This window comes from Pseudomonas sp. SST3, from assembly GCF_003325755.1.
This window is the reverse complement of sequence record NZ_QORI02000014.1, coordinates 87,671-107,739: the sequence shown is the minus strand read 5'-3', so window position 1 is coordinate 107,739 and position 20,069 is coordinate 87,671. Positions and strand designations below refer to the sequence as shown.

The following is a 20,069-nucleotide window of genomic DNA, read 5'->3' as shown; positions in this document are numbered from 1 at the left end:
ACCTAAGTCGCCCAAATGCCTTGCGTGCTCTGAATACCAGCCGGATCACCGCTTCTTTTGCGCGTCCCGCCAGATGAAATATCCGAAACCACCGAGGAAGGCGACCATCAGGCCGACCGTGACAACCCCTGCGAGCACCACATTATCGACGAACATGATTTCCTGCCTCCAAGCTGTTGCGCTGTCTGATGGCTGCATACTCGCCCTGTTGCCGGAATAAAAAATTGACCGACGTCAATCGCCACGCGCCTGTGAAAACAGGCGCCGCGGTAGCTGATCTGGATCAAGAAAACGAGGTAGGAAGGGCGACTACCGGAGGGGAGCTATGAATCGGGTTGCCGCGCCAGCGCCTGGAACAGCGCTGTGGTAATGGCTGTCAGCGCTTCTTCGGTTTGGATTTGGCTTTTTTCTTCGGCTTGGCCAGCGGCAGCGCCTGCTCGAAGGCCTGGCGCATTTCGGCAAGGCGCTTTTCCTTGATGTCGTGAATACGCTTTTCACGTTCGGCGCTGAAATCGATCAGCTTTTCGTCACTGCTCATAGGGCGGGCTCGCGAATGATCTGGCGGAAGGTCAGGTTGAGGCGCGGTTCGGATACCTTGCGTGTTCTGGCGATCTGGTGTTGCCAATGATGCTGCGTCGGGCCGCTCATGACCAGCAGCGATCCATGTTCGAGGCCGATCGAATGCTCGATACGGCTGGTGCCTTTGCGGCGCAGATCGAAACGCCGTGTCGCGCCCAGGTTGAGCGAGACCACCAGAGGCTCCGGGCCCAACTCCGGCTCGTCGTCGCTGTGCCAGCCCATCGCATCCTGGCCGTCGCGATAAAAATTGAGCAGCACCCCGTTCAGCTGCTGGCCGACCTGTAGCTGCACCTGTTCGCGAATATCGGCCAGCAATGGCGTCCAGGGCAACGGATCATGGGCCAGCCCTGAATAACGCAGCCGCACGCCCGTATCTCCATACCAGGCGACCAGTCGCGGTACGCTGAAGCGGCGGCCGTAGAGTTTGATTTCCGGCTGCGACCAGGGCGTCTGCGCCAACAGAACCTCTAGCCAGCGATCGGCGATGTCGGTGTTGACCCACTGCGGCAGGTAGCGCAGATCAGCTCCCGGCAGGTCGATCTGCATACGGTTGGCTTGCCCGCCGAATAGATCGTCAGACCTCGACATCCACCCACAACCCTTGACGCGGCAACTCGTCGAGCGCGTCCTGATCTTCGTCGGCGGTTTCGCCTTCGGCCAGCTCCTGCGGACTGTAGCCGCGACGCCGCTGCCGCCGACGCTGCTCGTCGCGCAGCATCTGTTCGGCTTCCTGCGGGTGACGCCGTTCGAGGTCCACCGAGCTCTCGTTGGCGCTCGGCTGTATAGGTGTGACCGGTGCGATATCGGGGCGTGGCTTGACCACGTCCTGCTGGGCATTGACCTGAACGGCGCCTGGCGGAATGACTGGCAGCATCTGTGCTCTCCCAAAAGCAGCCCCGAGATAACCGGTGCCTGTCGTGCGGGCCTGCACCAATTGATCGGCTGAACTGCCGACGACTTTAACAACGCTACACTGCCAAGGTCCGTTCCCGTTAGCCACGGCCATGAATGGGAACCATCCATACCTTATCCGACTGGCATCTGCCGTCGCTCTATCGGCAGTGTTCCGTTACCATAGCGCGCTTTTTTCACAGCGGGAGGCAGCATGGCGCAGCAGTATCTACCGGGGCAACGCTGGATCAGTGACAGCGAAGCGGAACTCGGTCTGGGGACCATCCTGATGCTCGACGGGCGGATGCTCACCGTACTCTATCCGGCAACTGGCGAGACCCGCCAATATGCCGCGCGCAGTGCCCCGCTGACCCGCGTGCGTTTCGTCCCGGGAGATGAGATCACGCATTTCGAAGGCTGGAAGATGACCGTGCGCGAAGTCGACGATGTCGACGGCCTGCTGGTCTATCACGGTTTGACCGAGCAGAACGAAGCCCGGACGCTGCCAGAAACCCAGCTGTCCAACTTCATCCAGTTCCGTCTCGCCAGCGACCGTCTGTTCGCCGGGCAGATCGACCCGCTGAACTGGTTCAAGCTGCGTTATCACACCCTGGAAAACCAGAGCAAACAGCTGACTTCGTCGCTGTGGGGTCTGGGCGGTGTGCGTGCGCAACCCATCGCGCACCAACTGCATATCGCCCGCGAAGTCGCCGATCGTATCGCTCCGCGGGTCTTGTTGGCGGACGAAGTGGGCCTGGGCAAGACCATCGAAGCCGGCCTGGTGATTCATCGCCAGCTTCTGTCGGGGCGCGCCAACCGCGTACTGATCTTGGTTCCGGAGAACCTGCAGCACCAGTGGCTGGTGGAGATGCGCCGCCGCTTCAACCTGCAGGTCGCGCTGTTCGATGACGAGCGTTTCATCGAGAGCGATGCCAGCAACCCCTTCGAGGACACCCAGCTCGCACTGGTCTCGCTGGAATGGCTGAAAGATGACGAGCGAGCCCAGGACGCCGCTTTCGCCGCTGGCTGGGACCTGCTGGTGGTGGATGAGGCGCATCACCTTGTCTGGCATCCCGAAAACGCCAGCGCCGAATACAAGCTGGTCGAGCAGCTAGCCGAAGTGATCCCCGGCGTTCTGCTGCTGACCGCAACGCCCGAGCAGCTGGGCCAGGAAAGCCACTTCGCCCGCCTGCGCCTGCTCGACCCGAACCGCTTCCACGATCTCGAGGCCTTCCGCGCGGAAAGCGCCAGCTATCAACCGGTCGCCCAGGCCGTGCAGGAGCTGCTCGATGAGGGCCGTCTGTCGCAGGAAGCGCACCAGACCATTCACAACTTTCTCGGTGCCGAAGGCGAAGCACTGCTCGCCGCCGCCACCGATGGCGATATCGAAGCCAGCAGCCGGCTGATCCGTGAGCTGCTCGACCGGCACGGCACCGGACGCCTGCTGTTCCGCAATACCCGCGCCGCCGTACGTGGCTTCCCGGAGCGCCAGCTGCATGCCTATCCGCTGCCCTGCCCACCCGAGTATCTGGAGCTGCCTTTGGGCGAGCACGCCGAGCTGTATCCGGAAGTCAGCTTTCAGCACCAGCAGGATGTCCCCGACGCGCAGAACCGCTGGTGGACGTTCGACCCACGTGTCGAATGGCTGATCGACACACTGAAGATGTTGAAGAAGTTCAAAGTGCTGGTCATCTGCGCCCACGCCGAGACCGCGCTGGATCTGGAAGACGCGCTACGCGTGCGCTCCGGCATCCCGGCCACAGTGTTCCATGAAGGCATGAGCATCCTCGAGCGCGATCGCGCCGCCGCCTACTTCGCCGACGAAGAGTTCGGCGCACAGGTGCTGATCTGCTCGGAAATCGGCAGTGAAGGCCGCAACTTCCAGTTCGCCCATCACCTGGTGCTGTTCGACCTGCCGTCGCACCCAGACCTGCTGGAGCAGCGCATCGGCCGTCTCGATCGGATCGGTCAGGCGCACGTGATCCAGCTACACGTGCCCTACCTGGAGACCAGCCCGCAGGAACGTCTGTTCAAGTGGTACCACGAAGCACTGAATGCCTTCCTCAACACCTGTCCGACCGGCAACGCGTTGCAGCATCAGTTCGGGCCGCGCCTGCTGAATCAGCTGGAAGAAGGCGATGATGACGAGTTTCAGAAGCTCATCGACGAAGCACGTGCCGAACGTGAACGTCTTGAGGCCGACCTGCACGCCGGGCGCGACCGCCTGCTGGAACTCAACTCCGGCGGCGGTGAACAGGGTAAGGCACTGGTCGAAGCCATCGAGGAGCAGGACGACCAATTCGCCCTACCCATCTATATGGAAGAGCTGTTCGACGCCTTCGGCATCGACAGCGAGGATCACTCTGAGAACGCACTGATCCTGCGTCCCAGCGAGAAGATGCTGGATGCCAGCTTCCCGCTCGGCGACGACGAAGCCGTGACCATTACCTACGACCGCGAGCAGGCACTGGCGCGTGAGGATATGCAGTTCCTCACCTGGGAACACCCTATGGTGCAGGGCGGTATGGACCTGGTGCTGTCTGGCTCCATGGGTAACACTGCGGTGGCGCTGATCAAGAACAAGGCGCTCAAGCCCGGTACCGTACTGCTGGAGCTGCTGTTCGTCAGCGAGGTGGTGGCGCCGCGCAAGCTGCAGCTCAACCGCTTCCTGCCGCCGCTGGCGCTGCGCTGTCTGCTGGATTCGAACGGCAACGACCTCGCGCCGAAGGTGGCCTTCGACACCCTCACCGATCAGTTGGAAAGTGTGCCACGGGCCAGCGCGAACAAGTTCGTCCAGGCCCAGCGCGACGTGCTGGCGGTGCAGATTGCCGATGCTGAAGCCAAGATCGCCCCGCGCCACAGCGAGCGCGTAACCGAAGCGCAGCGCAAGCTGAAAGCCAGCCTCGACGAGGAGCTGGCACGCCTGACGGCACTGCAAGCGGTCAACCCGAGCGTACGCGACAGCGAGATCGAAGCCCTGAGCAAGCAGCGTGAAGAAGGCCTGGCGATGCTGGAAAAAGCCGCGCTGCGCCTGGAGGCGATTCGCGTATTGGTTGCTGGGTGATTCGTCGATGGATTGGGCTTCAGGCTTGGCCTGAAGCCTGAAGCCGAGAGCTTAAAGCTATAACTATCCCTCCAAGGCCCCACCCCGCTTCGCCCCGAGGGCGGGCCTCTCACAAAAAGCAGCCGGCACACATCGTCCTGTGGGAGGCGCGACCCGCGGCGAACGCAGGCCGCAGAGCTGCCGCTTGAAGCTTACGGCTTGACGCTCCCGATACTTTCACCGCTAGCGTCGCGCCACTGCAAGCAGCTGCCGCGCCCTGCGCTGATCGTCCTCGTCGAGTTCCACCAGTAGCTCCGGTTTGCCAGCGATCAACAAACCCAGCGGCACCCCGTCGCGATAGAGGATGCGATTACCCGCCACTGCCGGCACGCGCTCACCCGGCAGTAAGGTCCCGACCTGATTCAGCGGGTCGACCGCCGAGACCGCGATCATTTCCCCCGACAACGGCCGCTTGCGGATCTCTCGTAGCAGCCCGACGGCCTCCGGCAATGCGAACTGTTCACCCGGCAGCCCGGCAACGAAGCGACCACCGCGAATATCACCTCGCGCTTCGAGCCGATGATAGACGCGCAGCAGGTCGCGCCATGGCGGTAGCCAATCCGCTTCGCGATCCAGCAATCGCCAGAACACCACACCATAACGGCGCAACAGGACCATGGCGATGTGTTCCAGAGCGGCGGGATCGAGCGGCGGCCGACGTGCCGGAACAGGATCGGGTGCTGCCGCAGAATTCTTACGCACCAGGGCCCAACGTCCGGCATCAGCCATTCCGCCGATAAAGGCGCCACCACGGCCCTGGCGGCTGCTGCGTGAACGTTTCGCCGCTGGCGTCAACAGCGCACGCAGACCGGCAAAACTATCGGCATTGACCAGCCCGACAGCCACCAGCTCGCCGAGCGCATCTTCCAGCTCGCTGCGCAGCAGCCGGGCGTCCTGCTGCAGTTCATCGAAGAACAGCGCGCCGTGACTTTGCAGTGTCTCGAGTACCCGCTGCGCGCGTGAGGACAGCTCCGGCTGCGGCGCGTCGCTGGCCAGCGCGTACCAGGCGGACAGGTGCCGGCGCGGCAGCAAGACGATCGGCGTGCCGCGCACCGGCCCGCCGCTGGCCTTGATCCGCCCGGCCAGGCGCGTCCAGACGATGCGTCCGGATCGGCACAGTTCGTCCAGCCAGGGCCCGCCATAGTCTTTCAGGCGCGCCGGCAACAGGTCGCTCTCCCACGCTCCAGCAGCGGCCTGAAAGCCTTCAAGCTGCTCGACTACCGGGCCTAGCGCATCACGTCCCTGCATCCGCGTCGCTTCGGAAAGATGCTGCCAGTCGATCAGGAATCGCATGAAGTCGGCGCGTTCCACTGGCTCGATTTCACGGCGCAGGCGCTTGAGGGTGTAGCGATGGATGCGCGCCAACAGATGCCGCTCGCACCATTCTTCTTCGCTCGCCCCAGGCGTAAAGCGACCGCGCAGCACGTAGCCTTCGGCCTCCAGGTGCGTCAGCGCGAGGGCCACGGCGGAAGCCGGCAGAGCCAGCGGTCGGGCGATCAGCGCTACCGGCAATGGGCCGAACGCGGTCAGGCGGGCTCTGATCAATTCCGTAAGCGCCGCTTCCTCGACCAACGTCTCGTCGTAGCCCGGCAGCAGCCGCAGCTGCGGTTCGCAACGCGCGGCCGGGTAGATTGCCAGGAGCAGGTTCAAGCGCTCGACGGGCAGCCAGAGCGCGCGATCATGGGCGACCTGCGCGCGAGTGGCGCGACCGCCGCGGGCCAGCTCACTGAGCCAAGCGGGCCACTGCGGATCGCGCCGAGCTTCGGCCTCGGCGATGCAACCCAGCCCCATCAAGGCCTCGTGCAACTCGTCCGAATTGCGCGCCTGCGGCCAAGCCTCCTCACGTACTGCTTCGATCGCTGCGGCGTCCAGCGCACCGAGGTCGTCGCTGGATTCAGGATCGGTCCAGCGCCGATTGAGCACCGCCTGGGTGCGTCGCTCTTCCAATGGCGCATCGTCAAGGAAGGCATAGGGTCGCGCGCCGAGCACTTCCATCGCCAACGGCGACGGTGCCGGCAGATCGCGCGCCAGCAGTTCGATCTCGCCGTGCTCGATGCGCCGCAACAGCGCCAGCCAGCCGTCGCTGTCCATAGCGTCGTGCAGACAGTCATGCAGGGTCTGCGCCACGAGTGGGTGATCCGGAATTTCGCGCTCGCCGACGATATTTTCCAGGCAGGCAACCTGATCGGGGAAGACTGTGGCGAGCAAGTCCTCACTCTTCATCCGCTGCAGTTGTGGCGCCACCTTGCGCCCACCGGCCATGCGCGGCAGTGCCAGGGCCGTGGTTGCATTCCAACGCCAGCGCACGCCGAACAGCGGCGCATCGAGCAGCGCCTGGATCAGGACGCCCTCTGCGCTGTTGGGGTGCAGGTAGCGCCAGACCTCGTCGAGGGGAAAGCTATGGCTGGTAGATAGCGAGAAGATGATTGCATCTTCCGTCGCGGCAGCCTGCAGTTCGAAGTTAAAGGTACGACAGAACCGTTTGCGCAGCGCCAGGCCCCAGGCTCGGTTGATCCGGCTGCCGTACGGCGAATGGATGACCAGCTGGGTGCCGCCGGATTCGTCGAAGAATCGCTCCATGATCAGCCGCTGCTGGGTTGGCAACGCGCCCAGCGCCGAACGGGCGCGCGCCAGGTACTCGACGATCTGCCGGGCTGCGGCGTCTGGCAGGCCAAGTGTGTCCATGAGCCAGTCGATGGCGGGCTGGAGCCTTAATGAGGCCTCGGAAGCATCGCCGGCTGCTTTTGTAGGAGCGAGCTTGCTCGCGAATGTCGACACCGCCGCTGTGTCAGGTTCGCGGGCAAGCTCGCTCCTACAGGAATCCGTTTCCGCCAGACGTTCATCGATCTCACCACGCAACCTCGCCACGGCCGCCGAAAGCTCATCGCTGCGCCCTGGCGCTTCGCCCAGCCAGAACGGAATGTTCGGCGGCTGGCCCTGGGCGTCTTCAACCCGGACCCGCCCCGCCTCGATCCTGATGATGCGGTACGCCGTATTCCCCAGCTGGAACACATCACCGGCCAAACTTTCCACGGCAAAGTCCTCGTTCACCGTACCGATGTTGAAGCCCCGCGGCTCGAGCAGCACGCTGTAGTCGGCATTGTCGGCAATGGTCCCGCCGGAGGTCAGCGCGGTCAGACGACCGCCGCGCCGGCCGCGCAGGCTGCGGTTGACCACGTCGCGGTGCAGGTAGGCGCCGCGGGCGCCGTGGCGAGTGGTGTAGCCCTCGGCGAGCATCGCCAGCAGCGCCTGATAGCTCTCTTCGCTGAGCGACGCGTACGGCATGGCCCGACGAATCATCGCCAGCAGCGCATCCTCCTGCCATTCGCGGCACGACACCTCGGCGATGATCTGTTGCGCCAGCACATCCAGCGGCGCCACGGGAATCACCAGGGTATCCAGCTCGCCGCGGCGCACGCTGTCGAGCAAGGCGGTGCATTCGATCAGGTCGTCGCGCGAGTTGGGGAACAGCCGCCCCTTGGAGACACCGCCGACCTGATGCCCAGCACGGCCGACACGTTGCAGGAAGGCGGAAATCGAGCGCGGCGAACCGAGCTGGCAGACCAACTCCACATCGCCGATGTCGATGCCCAGTTCCAGCGAGGCAGTGGCCACCAGCACCCTTAGCTCGCCACGTTTGAGCCGCTGTTCGGCGTTCAATCGCTGTTCGCGCGCGAGACTGCCGTGGTGCGCCGCCACCACGGCGTTGCCGAGGCGCTCGCTGAGATGCCTCGCGGCGCGCTCGGCCATGCGCCGCGTATTGACGAATACCAGCGTGGTGCGGTGCTCGCCGGCCAAAGCTGCCAGGCGATCGTAGACCAGCGTCCAGACGTCATTGCTCATCACCGCTTCCAGCGAAACCGGTGGCACTTCCAGCGCCAAATCGCGCGCCCGACCATGTCCGATATCGACGACTTCACAGCGGCGACCAACACCGACCAGATAGTCAGCCACTGCTTCGATCGGTTTCTGTGTCGCCGACAAGCCGACTCGCACCAGCGGCCGCCCGCACAGGGCTTCGAGCCGCTCCAGTGATAACGCCAGATGGCTGCCGCGCTTGTTGCCGGCGATCGCATGGATCTCGTCGACGATCACGCTGCGCACGCCCGCCAGCATCTGTCGGCCGGATTCGGAGCCCAGCAGCACGTAGAGCGATTCCGGGGTCGTCACCAGAATGTGCGGCACCCGCTTGCGCATCGCGGCGCGCTCGGCCTGCGGGGTATCGCCGGTGCGCACCGCGGTACGAACCTCCAGCATCGGTAGCCCAAGGCGTTGCAGCTCGGCGGAAATCCCCGCCAGCGGCCGCTCCAGGTTCAAATAAATATCGTTGGACAGCGCCTTGAGCGGCGACACGTAGAGCACCGCCGTTTCGTCCGGCAGGCCACCGTCGGCCAGGCCCTGCTGGACCAGCTGATCAAGCGCGGCAAGAAAGGCCGTCAGCGTTTTACCGGAGCCGGTGGGTGCCGCCACCAGCGTCGATCGACCGGAACGGATCAGGGGCCACGCGCGCGTCTGGGCCGGGGTCGGCGCTGGGAAGCTGCGGCTGAACCAACCGGCAACCGCCGGGTGGAACGCGGCCAGCGCATCGTGAGCGGGGGTCAGTTTCATGCACTGAATATGCTGCCGCCGCGGCTCGGCTACAAGGCTAAACAACCGCAGCCCGTCGCTTGCCAGGAAACGGCAGCCCTCCCCGGCGGTCCACTTCAGACAGCCTGACGATGGAGAACGCCATGAGTAACCAACCACTGACGCTCGATGATGCGATGCAACTCGTCACCGAGGCCTTCCTCCCATGCGGCTGCGTGACCAGCGCCAACCCGGATGAGGACAGTTTCGGCTTTACCGTCATGTCGGGTAGCGGCACCGAGGTGCTGCGGGTGCCCAGCGTGTCGCGGGAGGAATACAGCAACCCGCAGCATCTTGGCAGCGTCATCGAGCAGGCGCGACTGGACGTTGAGGACAAGGATCATCGTCTCGAGCCCTGGACCATGCCGTCCATTACCGATAGCACCGGCATTCCGGAAACCCCGCCGAACTACTGACGCTTCTGCGACCAGACGAGGACGACCATGAGCAATCCCGTTCTTCTGATCACCGGTGCATCCTCCGGGATCGGCGCCGCCACGGCCCGGCTCGCCGCCGAGGCTGGCTATCGCGTGGCGCTGGCAGCGCGCTCCGAACATAAGCTCGCACGGTTGGTGAGCGACCTCGGCGGACCGGATCGGGCGTTGGCGATCCGCTGCGATGTCAAGGAGTACGCCGAACAACAGGCCATGGTGCAACGGGCCCTGGATCATTTCGGCCAGCTCGATGCGGTCTACGCCAATGCCGGCATACCGGGCAGCGAAGGCGGCTTCAGCGGCGCCGATCCTGAAGTCTGGCGCGAAATGCTGCTGACCAACGTCTACGGGGTCGGCCTGACCCTGCGTTGCAGCATCGAAGCACTCAAGGCCAGCCGCGGCCACCTGCTGTTAACCGGCTCGGCAGCCGGCCGCTTCGTCATTCCCGGCTCGATGTACAGCGCCAGCAAATGGGCGGTGACCGGCATGGGCCTGAGCGTACGCGAAGAGCTGCGCGGCACGGGCGTACGGGTCACGCTGATCGAGCCGGGCATGGTCGACACGCCGCTGTTCGACAAGCCGCCCGCCTATGCGATGCAGCCTGAGGACATCGGCCGAGCGGTGGTCTATGCGCTCTCGCAGCCGCGCCATGTGGATGTCAACGAGATTCTCATCCGCCCTACTCCGCCGACCGAGAACAGCTAGGTCCGGCGTCCCCTGCGTGGTCAATGACAGCGCTGGCAGCCGAGTAACCGACACGGCGCCTTTCGCAATCGCGGTTGTGCTGCTTTCATCAAAAGGCGCCGGTGAGCCCATGTAACGGCTCTCGCATCTACATCGGCAGAAACTTTTGCGCCTCGCTTCGGGTCGCTATAGAGGCGGTTTTCGGCCGTTCTGGCATCGAATCCAGGCATCGAACAAGGGGGACGCCCATGGGCAACCTGGCAGAACAGCCAAAACAGCAACCAGCACTCGCCGAACTGGACTATCTGCTGCAGCGTTACCGACAGGTCCGCGCAACCAGCGAAGTGATTTGCGCACCGCTGCAGATCGAGGACTACGTCATCCAGAGCATGCCTGACGTCAGCCCGCCGAAATGGCACCTCGCACACGTCAGCTGGTTCTTCGAGGCGTTCCTGCTCAAGCCCTACCTCTCTGGCTACAAACCGCTCAATGCGGCTTATGACCACCTGTTCAACTCCTACTATGAAACCCACGGCACGCCCTTCCCGCGGGCCAAGCGCGGATTGATCTCGCGGCCAGGCGTCGAGGATGTGTATCGCTTCCGCCAGCACATCGACCGTGCCATGGGCGAGTTGCTGGTCAACCCACCGCAGCAGCATGCCGGCGAAATCATGCGCAGGGTCGAGCTCGGCCTGCAGCACGAACAGCAGCATCAGGAACTGCTGTTGATGGATATCAAGCACATCCTCGCGCAGAACCCGCTGCATCCGGTCTACCGCGACGACTTGAGACCGACACCGGCGCTGCATAACGATCGTATTCGCTGGCATGACTATGCCGGTGGCGTGCGCCATATCGGCCATGCTGGCAGTGGTTTTGCCTTTGATTGTGAAATGCCGCGGCATCGGCAGTTCATCGAGGATTTCCAGCTGGCCGATCGCCCGGTCAGCAATCGTGAATACCTGTCGTTCATCGCAGACGGCGGTTATGCGCGCAGCGAGCTCTGGCTGTCCGATGGCTGGGCACATATCCAGCAATGCGGCTGGCATTCACCGCTGTACTGGCAGCGTCAGGAGGACAGCTGGCATGAGATGACGCTCGGCGGTTTGCGCCCGCTGGATCTGGAGGCGCCGGTCTGCCACGTCAGCTTCTTCGAAGCGGATGCTTATGCGCGCTGGGCCGGAGCCCGATTGCCCAGGGAGGCCGAATGGGAGGTCGCGGCGATGGACCAGCCACAACGCGGCAACTTTCTCGAGAACGACCACCTGCAACCGGTCGCGGCGAACACACCCCATGAGGGACCGGCGCAGCTGTTCGGCGATGTCTGGGAGTGGACAGCCGACGCTTACCGCCCCTATCCCGGCTTCCGACCGCTGGAAGGCAGTCTGGGCGAGTACAACGGCAAGTTCATGTCCGGCCAGATGGTCCTGCGCGGCGGTTGCTGTGCGACGCCGGAAGCTCATATCCGCGCCACCTACCGCAATTTTTTCCAGCCGTCCATGCGCTGGCAGTTCGCCGGGCTGCGCCTGGCCAGGGAGCTATGAAAATGGCATTAGCGGTTCATTTCCACGACCAGACCCAGCAGCCCCACGAAGCTTCTCTGCGTGACGAAGCGCTGGCGGGTTTTGCCGCCTCGCCGAAACGCATCTCGCCGAAGTTTTTCTATGATCGCCGCGGCTCGGAGCTGTTCGAGCAAATCTGTCTGCAGCCCGAGTACTACCTCACCCGCACCGAAGAGCTGATTCTCGCCGAAGCGGCAAATGACATCCGCAGAATCGCCGGGCCGCAGACCGATCTGATCGAGCTGGGCAGTGGCGCCAGCCGCAAGGTACGCCTGCTGCTCGAAGGGCTGCGCCCGGTCAGCTACCTGGGCATCGATATCTCAGAAGACTTCTTGCTCACCAGCACTCAGCGTTTGGCGGCGGACTACCCCTGGCTGGAGGTTCACGCCGCCTGCGCCGATTTCTCCGATGAACTGAGGCTACCGACCGACTTCACCATTCATCACCCCCTGGTATTTTTTCCCGGATCCAGCATCGGCAACTTCACTCCTCTGCAGGCGCGCAAGCTACTCGGGCACCTACACGAGGTTCTCCCGGAGGGTGGCGGCATGCTGGTCGGCGTCGACCTGGTCAAAGACCGGGACGTTCTGGAGGCCGCTTATAACGATCGCGCCCAAGTCACGGCCGCGTTCAATCTGAACCTGCTGCAGCGCATCCGTCAGGAGCTGGACAGCGACATCGACCCGTCACGTTTCGCTCATCAGGCGTTCTTCAACGACAACGACTCACGCATCGAAATGCATCTGGTCAGCCGTGAAGCGCAGGATGTGACCATCGAAGGCCAGCGGTTCCATTTCGATGCCGGCGAAAGCCTGCATACCGAGAATTCATACAAGTACACGCTGCAGTCCTTCGCCAACCTCGCCAATAGCGCCGGCTTCGACTGCAGTGGTCAGTGGACCGATTCGCAGACCCTGTTCAGCGTGCATTACCTGCAACGCCGACAATGAGGGCAGCCCGACTCTCCGTAGCGATCGGTTTTCTGCTGGGGGGGCTGCCCCTCAACCCGGCAATGGCCGAGGCGGATCCACTACGACTCAAGGATGTGCAGCGTTGCGGTGACCTCTTTGCAGCCGACCAGTTGACCTTCTGCCTGCGCAGCGACGGGCTCGGTGATGGCGATATCAAGCTACTGCTGAGCGGAGAACCGCTAGAGGTGTCCCGACTCGACAACGGCAAGTTGCGCCTGACACTGCGCAAGCGTGAGCACCAGAGCGGCCCGCTCTGGCTGGAGCAGGGCGAACGTCAGAGCAACCCGGTATGGCTGACGCTGGGCAGAAGCCACGTGCTGGCGGCCGGTCCTGACGAAGTGACGAAGAACATGGATGGGCTGAACACTTACCTGAACCTGATCAGCCTGATCATCGAGGAAAATCACGACGGTCTGAAAGAATCCCACCGCCTGGCCCGGAAGTATGGCGCCGAGGTAGTCGGTGCCATCGCGCCCCTCAACACCTATCAGCTGCGCCTGCCGGTGAAGAACCTGACCGAGCGAGATGCCCTGGTGCTGCGCCTGGGCAACGAGGTGAGCGTGGACGCGGTAGTGGTCGAGGAATCCGGCCCCGAGGAGCCGGTCGAGCAGGACCGGGACAGGAAGCCGCGCACCAGCGAATGGGTTGCCAATCGTTTTCTCGACGCGGTGGATTACTACCGTCATCGTCTGCCGTCCGAGCATGCCCCGATCGAAACGCAGCCGGTGCGCATCGGCATCATCGAACGCAACCTCGACTTCGATGCCCCGGAGTTCGCCCCTTATATCGGCGACTGCGATCCCCGCGCGCCACGCACCTGCGTCTATGCCAGAGATGCCGACGTGCCGAGCGAACACGGCAGCACCGTCACCGGCATTCTCGCCGCCCGCAGCATGGAACCCGGCGACAGCGGCTTCCTCAGCGCGCTGGAACCCGCAAGCGCCGGCTTCGAAGTGATAGTCGAGCGCAACTCCGATGCAGGCATTACCGCTAACGTCGCCGCTTCGGTGAACCTGGTCGAAGATGGTGTGCGGGTGCTGAACTGGAGCTGGGGCATCCACCGCATCGGCGCCCGGGACGTTGCGGGCGAAGAGGTGGATTCACTGATTCGCTCGGGCATCGCCATGAGTGGCTACGAGGAATTGCTGGAAGAGTTCTTTCTCTGGTTGCGCCGCGAACACCCTGATGTGCTCGTGGTGAACTCGGCCGGCAATGGCTCGGCCCGTTCAGGGCAGGACGACTACCGCCTGCCTTCCTCCTTCATTACGGAGCAGTTGTTGGTCGTCGGCGGCCACCAGCGCAACGAGGAGCGCGACGTCCCGGTGGAGCATCCGGAGTACGTTACCAAACGGCCATCATCGAACGTCGACATGCGCGTCGACATTACAGCCTCTGCCTGCACCCGTGCCGCAACGCTGGAAGCGGGCAAACGCGGCGAGGTGCATTGCGGCACTTCGTACGCCACACCGATGGTCACCGGCATTATTGCAGCAATGCTCTCGATCAACCCGCAGCTCGCCCCGGAACAGCTGCGTGAGCTGCTGCGCCGCAGCGCACTGACCATCGGCCGCGACAGGGATTTCGAACCGGTAGAGGCGGACGACCTGACCGCCCCGATCCTGCCATCCGAGCGCAGCTATCAGATGAGCAACCAGGACATCGGCCGCTCGGCCCGACTGGACATGCGCAAGGCGCTGGAACTGACCGTCGATAGCCTGCATCAGGTGCGCTAGCAGTCCTTCGTCCATTCCATCGCACGCATTGGCAAAATGGCTCAATCAACTGCATCGCAGTTCGACCATGTCCGGCTGGCTCTTTCAGCCCTCAGCTCGCCCGACCGTTCGATTCCCCGCGAAGTTTGCTGCTTGGCGCGCGAATGAAACATTTCGCAACATACGCATCGATCCGTTAGCAACGAGCCCGTGGGAAAACAAGCGAAACGCTAGTTAAGCAACTATAGCCAGCCGATGACTTAACATACTTTTAATTATTATAAAAATCAGTAACTTATAGCGAAGCGCTAATTAATGTCATATTGATATTGAATAGTAGCGATATGAAACTAAATAATAAAAAACGACATTGATGTCGATTTTACGGCGCCAAAAGAATTTCACTATTAAACCATCGATCTATATAAAGCCTATCCACGCAAGAGCGGGTACGGCGAATAGCCGCACACCTGCTCCGTTTGCGCAGTAGGTGGCGTCGTTGGTCAGTGCTTCGTTCGTTGCATCATCCATGAATGCTTCCGCAATTTTTTAAAAGGCACTCGCGGCCTTTTGTCGTATTAAGTTCCGGAGATATCAATGTCCTTAAATGCAGTATTGGGCGTACCACGAGGAGCACTAAGCGCCGTTTTGCTCGCCGCAATGATCGGCTTCTCGACTGTGCAGCAAGCAAGTGCAACCACCACCTCGACAGCCACTGCCGTGCAAACCATCGCGACGGCAAAGGTCAACAACTTCACCAGCCCGGATTGGAACAAGGGCACCTGGCGTAAGTCCGCTGGCTTTTCGATTCCTGCGACAACCGCCAACAAGGCCGCCTTCAAGAAAGACGCGCAGGTGAAACTGGCAAACGGTCAGATACGCACCGTTAAGGTCATCTATTTCTCGGGCGCGCACATGAGCGTAATGCTTTCCGGCACGACGCTCGATGCCGTGGCCACCGGCTATCCTCATACCGTTGCGGTACTGGGCTCGGCGCCGGTTTCCAGCACACCGCCGGCGACCTCCACACCGACACCAAGCACCACGACCGCGCACAGCAGCGCCATTAACAATTACACCAACAGCGACTGGCTGAACGGTGTATGGCGCCGGTCGGCAGGCTTCTCGATACCGCTGACCACCACCAACCGGTCGGTATTCAAACCGGGCACCTCGGTGAAACTGGCAAACGGCCAGACTCGCTCCATCACTGCCGTGTACATTTCCGGCAGCAACATGAGCGTCATGCTCTCGGGCAGCGCGCTTAGTGGCGCACTTGGCTATCCGAACAAACTGTTCGCCGCGACGACGGCTACCGCGCCAAGCACGCCGACCGCACCTAGCGCGCCAGTGGCGGATGCACCAGCGACCAGCACACCGGCAACCTCCGCACCGCTGGTCACGGCTCTGAACTCGTTCAATGGCACCGATTTCGTCAACGGCGTCTATCGCTCCACCGGCATTTCGGTGAAAGCCAGCGCGGCCAACAAAACGGCCTATCACAAGGGCGCGAAGGTGCGGTTCGCCAACGGGCAGGTCCTGACCGTGAAGGTTGTCTACCACTCCGGCGACAACATGACTGTAATGCTTGATGGCGGCACCATCGATGGAATGCTCGTTGGGTATCCGCGAACCGTTTCGGTGAGCAGCACCGACTTCACCCATCCGAGCACCGGTACAAGTACCGCTCCGGCGACAGGCACCGACGCAGCACCGGCCAATCCGATCCACCTGGTCGGGGTCAATCTGGCTGGCGCGGAATTCGGCGAATACGCTGGGCTACCCGGCCAGCATCAGATCCATTACATCTACCCGAGCGAGGCCAACTTCAAACGCTACGCCGACCTCAACCTGAAACTGATCCGCCTGCCGTTTCGCTGGGAACGCATCCAACCGAAACTCAATGGCGAACTCAACGCCGCCGAGCTCAGCCGGTTGTTGACCACCCTTAATCACGCACAGAAGTACAACATGCAAGTCATTCTCGACATGCATAACTACTACCGTTACTACGGCAAACTGATCGCCTCGAATGACGTTCCGATCAGCGCCTTCGCCGATGGCTGGCGCCGCATCGTGCAGAAAGTCGCCAACCATCCGGCAGTGTACGGTTACGGGCTGATGAATGAGCCCCATTCGACCAATGGCAAGTGGCCCGCCGCCGCGCTGGCGGCCGCGCAGGCGATTCGTGGCATCGATCAGAATCGCTGGATCTATGTCTCGGGCGACCGCTGGTCCAGTGCTTTCCATTGGCCGTCCTACAACACCCAGCTGGCCACCAACCCCTGGATGCGCGACGCGAAGAACAAGCTGGTGTACGAAGCTCACCTGTACCTGGACAAGGACTATTCCGGCACCTATGCGAACCGCTCCGCCGTCTACGATCCGATGATCGGCGTGAACCGGGCCAAGCCCTTCGTCGAGTGGCTGAGAAAGAACCGGCTTCGCGGCTTCATCGGCGAGCACGGTGCACCGGATTTCTCGCCCTCGGCCATCGTGGCGACCGACAACCTGCTGAAGTATCTCAACCAGAACTGCATTCCCAGCACCTACTGGGCGGCCGGTCCATGGTGGGGCGAGTACGCGCTGTCGCTGGATGTGAAAAGCGGGAAGCACCGCCCTCAGTTGCCGGTCCTGCAGAAGCATGCGGCGAACAAGTCCTGTGGGACCATCGGCCCTCTGCTTTAAATCGAACCAGCGCCTCGCATCCGCGAGGCGCTAACGTTCAGCCTGACGCCAGCCCGTCGAAGACTTCCGGCGTCAACGCCGCGCCTCCTTTTTCGTCCAGGCGCTGGCGGTACTGGGTACCGCCACCCCCTTCAAGCATCTGCAGCAACCGGGTGCCACGCTCGGTCAGGACGAAGTTCTCGCCATTGCCGCCCTGCTCTTGCGGGCGAGTCACCACGAAGCCGCCCTCAAACAGCAGGCTTTCATAGTTCTGCGCCTCGGCCTTGAGTGAATCGAGGTTAGGCAGCGGCTGCCCGGCTTCCTCCATGGCAATGGCATGCTCGTCAGCGTACTGACGCGGCACGAAGCTCTCGTTGCCGGATTTCTGCGCCTCTCGCAGCAGGCGCAGCATTAGATCCCAGTTATAGGTCATGACCTTCTCCTGTTGCACCGCGTCAGCACGGCGGCTCTTGCTAATACGGACCTTGCCGGCGGCGGCATGGTTCGATCTCCAGCGCAACGGGAAACGGGCTGAACTAAAGCGCGTCCGGGACGATCCACCAAACAGATCGACCTATAAAGGAGCGCGCCATGAAACGCCTGATGATTCCCTTGACCCTTGCCCTGTTGGCAAGCCAGCCGGTGTTGGCGGCCGAGTGCACCACTGACGTGATAACAGCCAAGGCCAAGGAGCTTGCCGATCGCGTTAACGCGCTGACTGAAAACGACCCAAAGCGGGCCGCTGAGATCAATCAGGAGCTGCGGGATATGGAAGTCAAGCAGACGGCCGAGCAGCTGGGCAGCGAATGCGAAGCCTACGAGAAGCGCATCGAGCACGTTGAGCAGGCGGAGAAGCAGGCCGATATCGCACCGGCCGAGAAGCGCTGATAAACAGGCGGAGAACGGGGTAGCGACGCCACCCCTTCGATCGGTTTATTCCCCGGCGGGCTTCTTGCGTCGTAGCGGCGCCAAGCCGTCCTGACTGACGATCTGCGAGGCCGGTTCGTCGCGCTTGGCGTTCTTCGGCCGCTTGGCGGTCGGCTTGCCGGCCGGTTTGGCCTTTTTGTCGACGCCCTTTTTCTTGTCGTCCTTTTTCTTTTTGGTGCCCGCCGCTTTGCCTGAGGCCTTCAGGTTCTTGGGCCCACCGTAGCTGCCTTTCAAACCTTTGATGACCCGGCGCTCGAATCGCTGCTTGAGGTAGCGCTCGACGCTCGACATCAGGTTCCAGTCGTTGTGGCAGATCAGAGAGATCGCCAGCCCTTCGGCACCCGCGCGCCCCGTGCGACCAATACGATGCACATACTCATCGCCCGAACGCGGCATGTCGAAGTTGATCACCAGATCCAGGCCCTCGATATCCAGCCCGCGTGCCGCCACGTCAGTGGCGACCAGTACCTTCACGCCGCCTTCCTTGACCCGGTCGATGGCCAGCTTGCGGTCCTTCTGATCCTTGTCGCCATGCAGCACGAAGGCCTTCACACCCTCCGCGACCAGCCGGCCGTAGAGCCGATCCGCCTGCACCCGGGTGTTGGTGAAGATCACAGCCTTCTTGTAGGTTTCGTTGGCCAGCAGCCAGTGCACGAGCTTCTCTTTGTGCTCGGTGCTCTCGGCGGTGATGATCTGCTGACGAGTGCCTTCGTTAAGCTCGCTGACGCGGTTGAGCTGCAGGTGCAGCGGATCGCGCAGGACACTGGCGGCCATCTCGCGCAGGGCCGCACCGCCACTCGTGGCCGAGAACAGCAGGGTCTGCTGGCGCTTGGCGCATTCGTTCACCAACCGCTGCACATCCTCGGCAAAGCCCATGTCGAGCATGCGGTCGGCCTCGTCGAGGATCAGCAGCTCGACGTCTTTGAGAATCAGCGTGCCGGCATTGAGGTGTTCGATCATCCGCCCAGGCGTGCCAATGAGGATATCCGGCACCTTGCGCATGATCGCCGCCTGGACCTTGAAGTCTTCACCGCCAGTGATCATGGCCGACTTGATGAAGGTGAACTGCGAGAAGCGCTCGACTTCCTTGAGGGTCTGCTGGGCCAGTTCGCGGGTCGGCAGCAGTATCAGCGCGCGCACGTCTTTGCGTACCACCGCATCGCCAATCAGCCGATTGAGCATAGGCAACACGAATGCCGCGGTCTTGCCGCTACCGGTCTGAGCCGTCACCCGCAGGTCACGCCCTTCCAGCGCCGGGGGAATGGCCGCCACCTGCACCGGAGTCGGCTCGACGAATTTGAGTTCGGCGACCGCCTTGAGCAGGCGTTCATGCAGGGCGAATTGGTCAAACAAGGGGGATACCTCAAGGTCGAAAGAACGTCGCATAGATTAACGCGTCCGGTCGCCGTAGCGGCGGCTTTGTGCAGCGCGAACTGCTAATGGGCTGGCCCGGGACCGCCAGATGTGGCCGGTGGCAGGCCGCGCTGTCGATTGCCGCGTCTGGCGACGCACCACGGCGCCCCAATCAGGAGCGCTCCATGGACGGATTAATGCGGCTCGCAGGTCAGCTTGATCCGCAAACGAATGACATCGCGCTTGAACTTGGCGGTCAGCGGCTTGCGCTCGCCAGCAGCCAACGTGGTGCGACGGGTACGCGGGGATTCCGGCCCGTTACGAAACACGGCCGTGCACTCGACTGGACGATCACCGAAGTTTTGCAGCACCAGGCCGGCCATGTCCCGGTCTATGGTTTCAGTAGTGGCGAGCACTTCGGCACCATTGAGCTCCTGTTCAACCTCCACCGGATAGCTGACGGCCAGGGCGCTCAGTGGGATGATGGCGACCGCAAGCACGGCGATGCAGATTCTTTTCATTGTTGTGCGGGCTCCTCGTAAAGGCGTGCCAGCGTATCA

Annotated in this window: 16 protein-coding genes; 8 read left to right on the top strand and 8 right to left on the bottom strand. The window is 62.6% G+C overall.

Translation table 11 applies throughout. The annotated features are described in order from the left end of the window. Positions 1-45: 45 nt before the first annotated feature. The 4 genes from ccoM to DQ405_RS15655 all read right to left on the bottom strand — a co-directional run bounded on the left by ccoM (position 46) and on the right by DQ405_RS15655 (position 1,453). Complete coding sequence (gene ccoM, locus DQ405_RS28305) at positions 46-156, bottom strand: cytochrome c oxidase subunit CcoM (protein ID WP_014851898.1); 111 nt, start codon at positions 154-156, stop codon at positions 46-48. A gap of 220 nt (positions 157-376) precedes the next feature. Beyond that, the gene (locus DQ405_RS15665; protein WP_168425078.1) at positions 377-538 is read right to left on the bottom strand and encodes a hypothetical protein; all 162 of its coding nucleotides are present in this window, start codon (positions 536-538) and stop codon (positions 377-379) included. Then, complete coding sequence (locus DQ405_RS15660; RefSeq protein WP_168425077.1) at positions 535-1,167, bottom strand: alpha-ketoglutarate-dependent dioxygenase AlkB family protein; 633 nt, start codon at positions 1,165-1,167, stop codon at positions 535-537. The genes DQ405_RS15665 and DQ405_RS15660 overlap by 4 nt, the downstream gene beginning before the upstream one ends. Then, positions 1,154-1,453, bottom strand: coding sequence for an aspartate-semialdehyde dehydrogenase (locus tag DQ405_RS15655; protein ID WP_168425076.1), 300 nt, complete (start codon positions 1,451-1,453; stop codon positions 1,154-1,156). The genes DQ405_RS15660 and DQ405_RS15655 overlap by 14 nt, the downstream gene beginning before the upstream one ends. A 231-nt stretch (positions 1,454-1,684) precedes the next feature. Here DQ405_RS15655 and rapA point away from each other — a divergent pair, with 231 nt between their 5' ends. Further along, positions 1,685-4,534: an RNA polymerase-associated protein RapA gene (gene rapA / locus DQ405_RS15650; RefSeq protein ID WP_168425075.1), complete on the top strand. Its 2,850-nt coding sequence runs from the start codon at positions 1,685-1,687 to the stop codon at positions 4,532-4,534. Between the two features lie 222 nt (positions 4,535-4,756). On the opposite strand, the gene DQ405_RS15645 is transcribed toward rapA, so the two are convergent. Continuing rightward, complete coding sequence (locus DQ405_RS15645) at positions 4,757-9,181, bottom strand: DEAD/DEAH box helicase (RefSeq protein ID WP_168425074.1); 4,425 nt, start codon at positions 9,179-9,181, stop codon at positions 4,757-4,759. Between the two features lie 122 nt (positions 9,182-9,303). On the opposite strand from DQ405_RS15645, the gene DQ405_RS15640 reads away from it, so the two are divergent. The 6 genes from DQ405_RS15640 to DQ405_RS15615 all read left to right on the top strand — a co-directional run bounded on the left by DQ405_RS15640 (position 9,304) and on the right by DQ405_RS15615 (position 17,250). After that, the gene (locus DQ405_RS15640; RefSeq protein ID WP_168425073.1) at positions 9,304-9,615 is read left to right on the top strand and encodes a hypothetical protein; all 312 of its coding nucleotides are present in this window, start codon (positions 9,304-9,306) and stop codon (positions 9,613-9,615) included. 27 nt (positions 9,616-9,642) lie between these two features. Continuing rightward, positions 9,643-10,338 carry an SDR family oxidoreductase gene (locus tag DQ405_RS15635; protein ID WP_168425072.1) on the top strand — a complete coding sequence of 232 codons (696 nt, stop codon included), beginning with the start codon at positions 9,643-9,645 and terminating at the stop codon, positions 10,336-10,338. A gap of 227 nt (positions 10,339-10,565) precedes the next feature. Beyond that, the gene (gene egtB / locus DQ405_RS15630) at positions 10,566-11,861 is read left to right on the top strand and encodes an ergothioneine biosynthesis protein EgtB (RefSeq protein WP_168425071.1); all 1,296 of its coding nucleotides are present in this window, start codon (positions 10,566-10,568) and stop codon (positions 11,859-11,861) included. Between the two features lie 2 nt (positions 11,862-11,863). Continuing rightward, positions 11,864-12,829, top strand: a complete 966-nt coding sequence (gene egtD, locus DQ405_RS15625) for an L-histidine N(alpha)-methyltransferase (protein WP_168425070.1) — start codon at positions 11,864-11,866, stop codon at positions 12,827-12,829. Continuing rightward, on the top strand, positions 12,826-14,583 hold the full coding sequence (locus DQ405_RS15620) for a S8/S53 family peptidase (protein ID WP_168425069.1): 1,758 nt from the start codon (positions 12,826-12,828) through the stop codon (positions 14,581-14,583). Before egtD ends, DQ405_RS15620 begins: the two co-directional genes overlap by 4 nt. Positions 14,584-15,159: 576 nt before the next feature. Beyond that, entirely contained in the window at positions 15,160-17,250 is a 2,091-nt protein-coding gene (locus DQ405_RS15615; protein WP_168425068.1) for a glycoside hydrolase family 5 protein, read from the top strand. A 37-nt stretch (positions 17,251-17,287) separates the two neighbouring features. On the opposite strand, the gene DQ405_RS15610 is transcribed toward DQ405_RS15615, so the two are convergent. Then, positions 17,288-17,662: a transcriptional regulator gene (locus tag DQ405_RS15610; protein ID WP_168425067.1), complete on the bottom strand. Its 375-nt coding sequence runs from the start codon at positions 17,660-17,662 to the stop codon at positions 17,288-17,290. A 158-nt stretch (positions 17,663-17,820) separates the two neighbouring features. On the opposite strand from DQ405_RS15610, the gene DQ405_RS15605 reads away from it, so the two are divergent. Next, positions 17,821-18,117 (top strand): hypothetical protein, encoded by a 297-nt coding sequence (locus DQ405_RS15605; protein ID WP_168425066.1) that lies wholly within the window; start codon positions 17,821-17,823, stop codon positions 18,115-18,117. 45 nt (positions 18,118-18,162) lie between these two features. On the opposite strand, the gene DQ405_RS15600 is transcribed toward DQ405_RS15605, so the two are convergent. Both DQ405_RS15600 and DQ405_RS15595 read right to left on the bottom strand, forming a co-directional pair. Beyond that, positions 18,163-19,509, bottom strand: a complete 1,347-nt coding sequence (locus DQ405_RS15600; protein WP_168425065.1) for a DEAD/DEAH box helicase — start codon at positions 19,507-19,509, stop codon at positions 18,163-18,165. Between the two features lie 194 nt (positions 19,510-19,703). Beyond that, entirely contained in the window at positions 19,704-20,030 is a 327-nt protein-coding gene (locus tag DQ405_RS15595; RefSeq protein WP_168425064.1) for a 3-phosphoglycerate kinase, read from the bottom strand. Between the last annotated feature and the right edge of the window lie 39 nt (positions 20,031-20,069).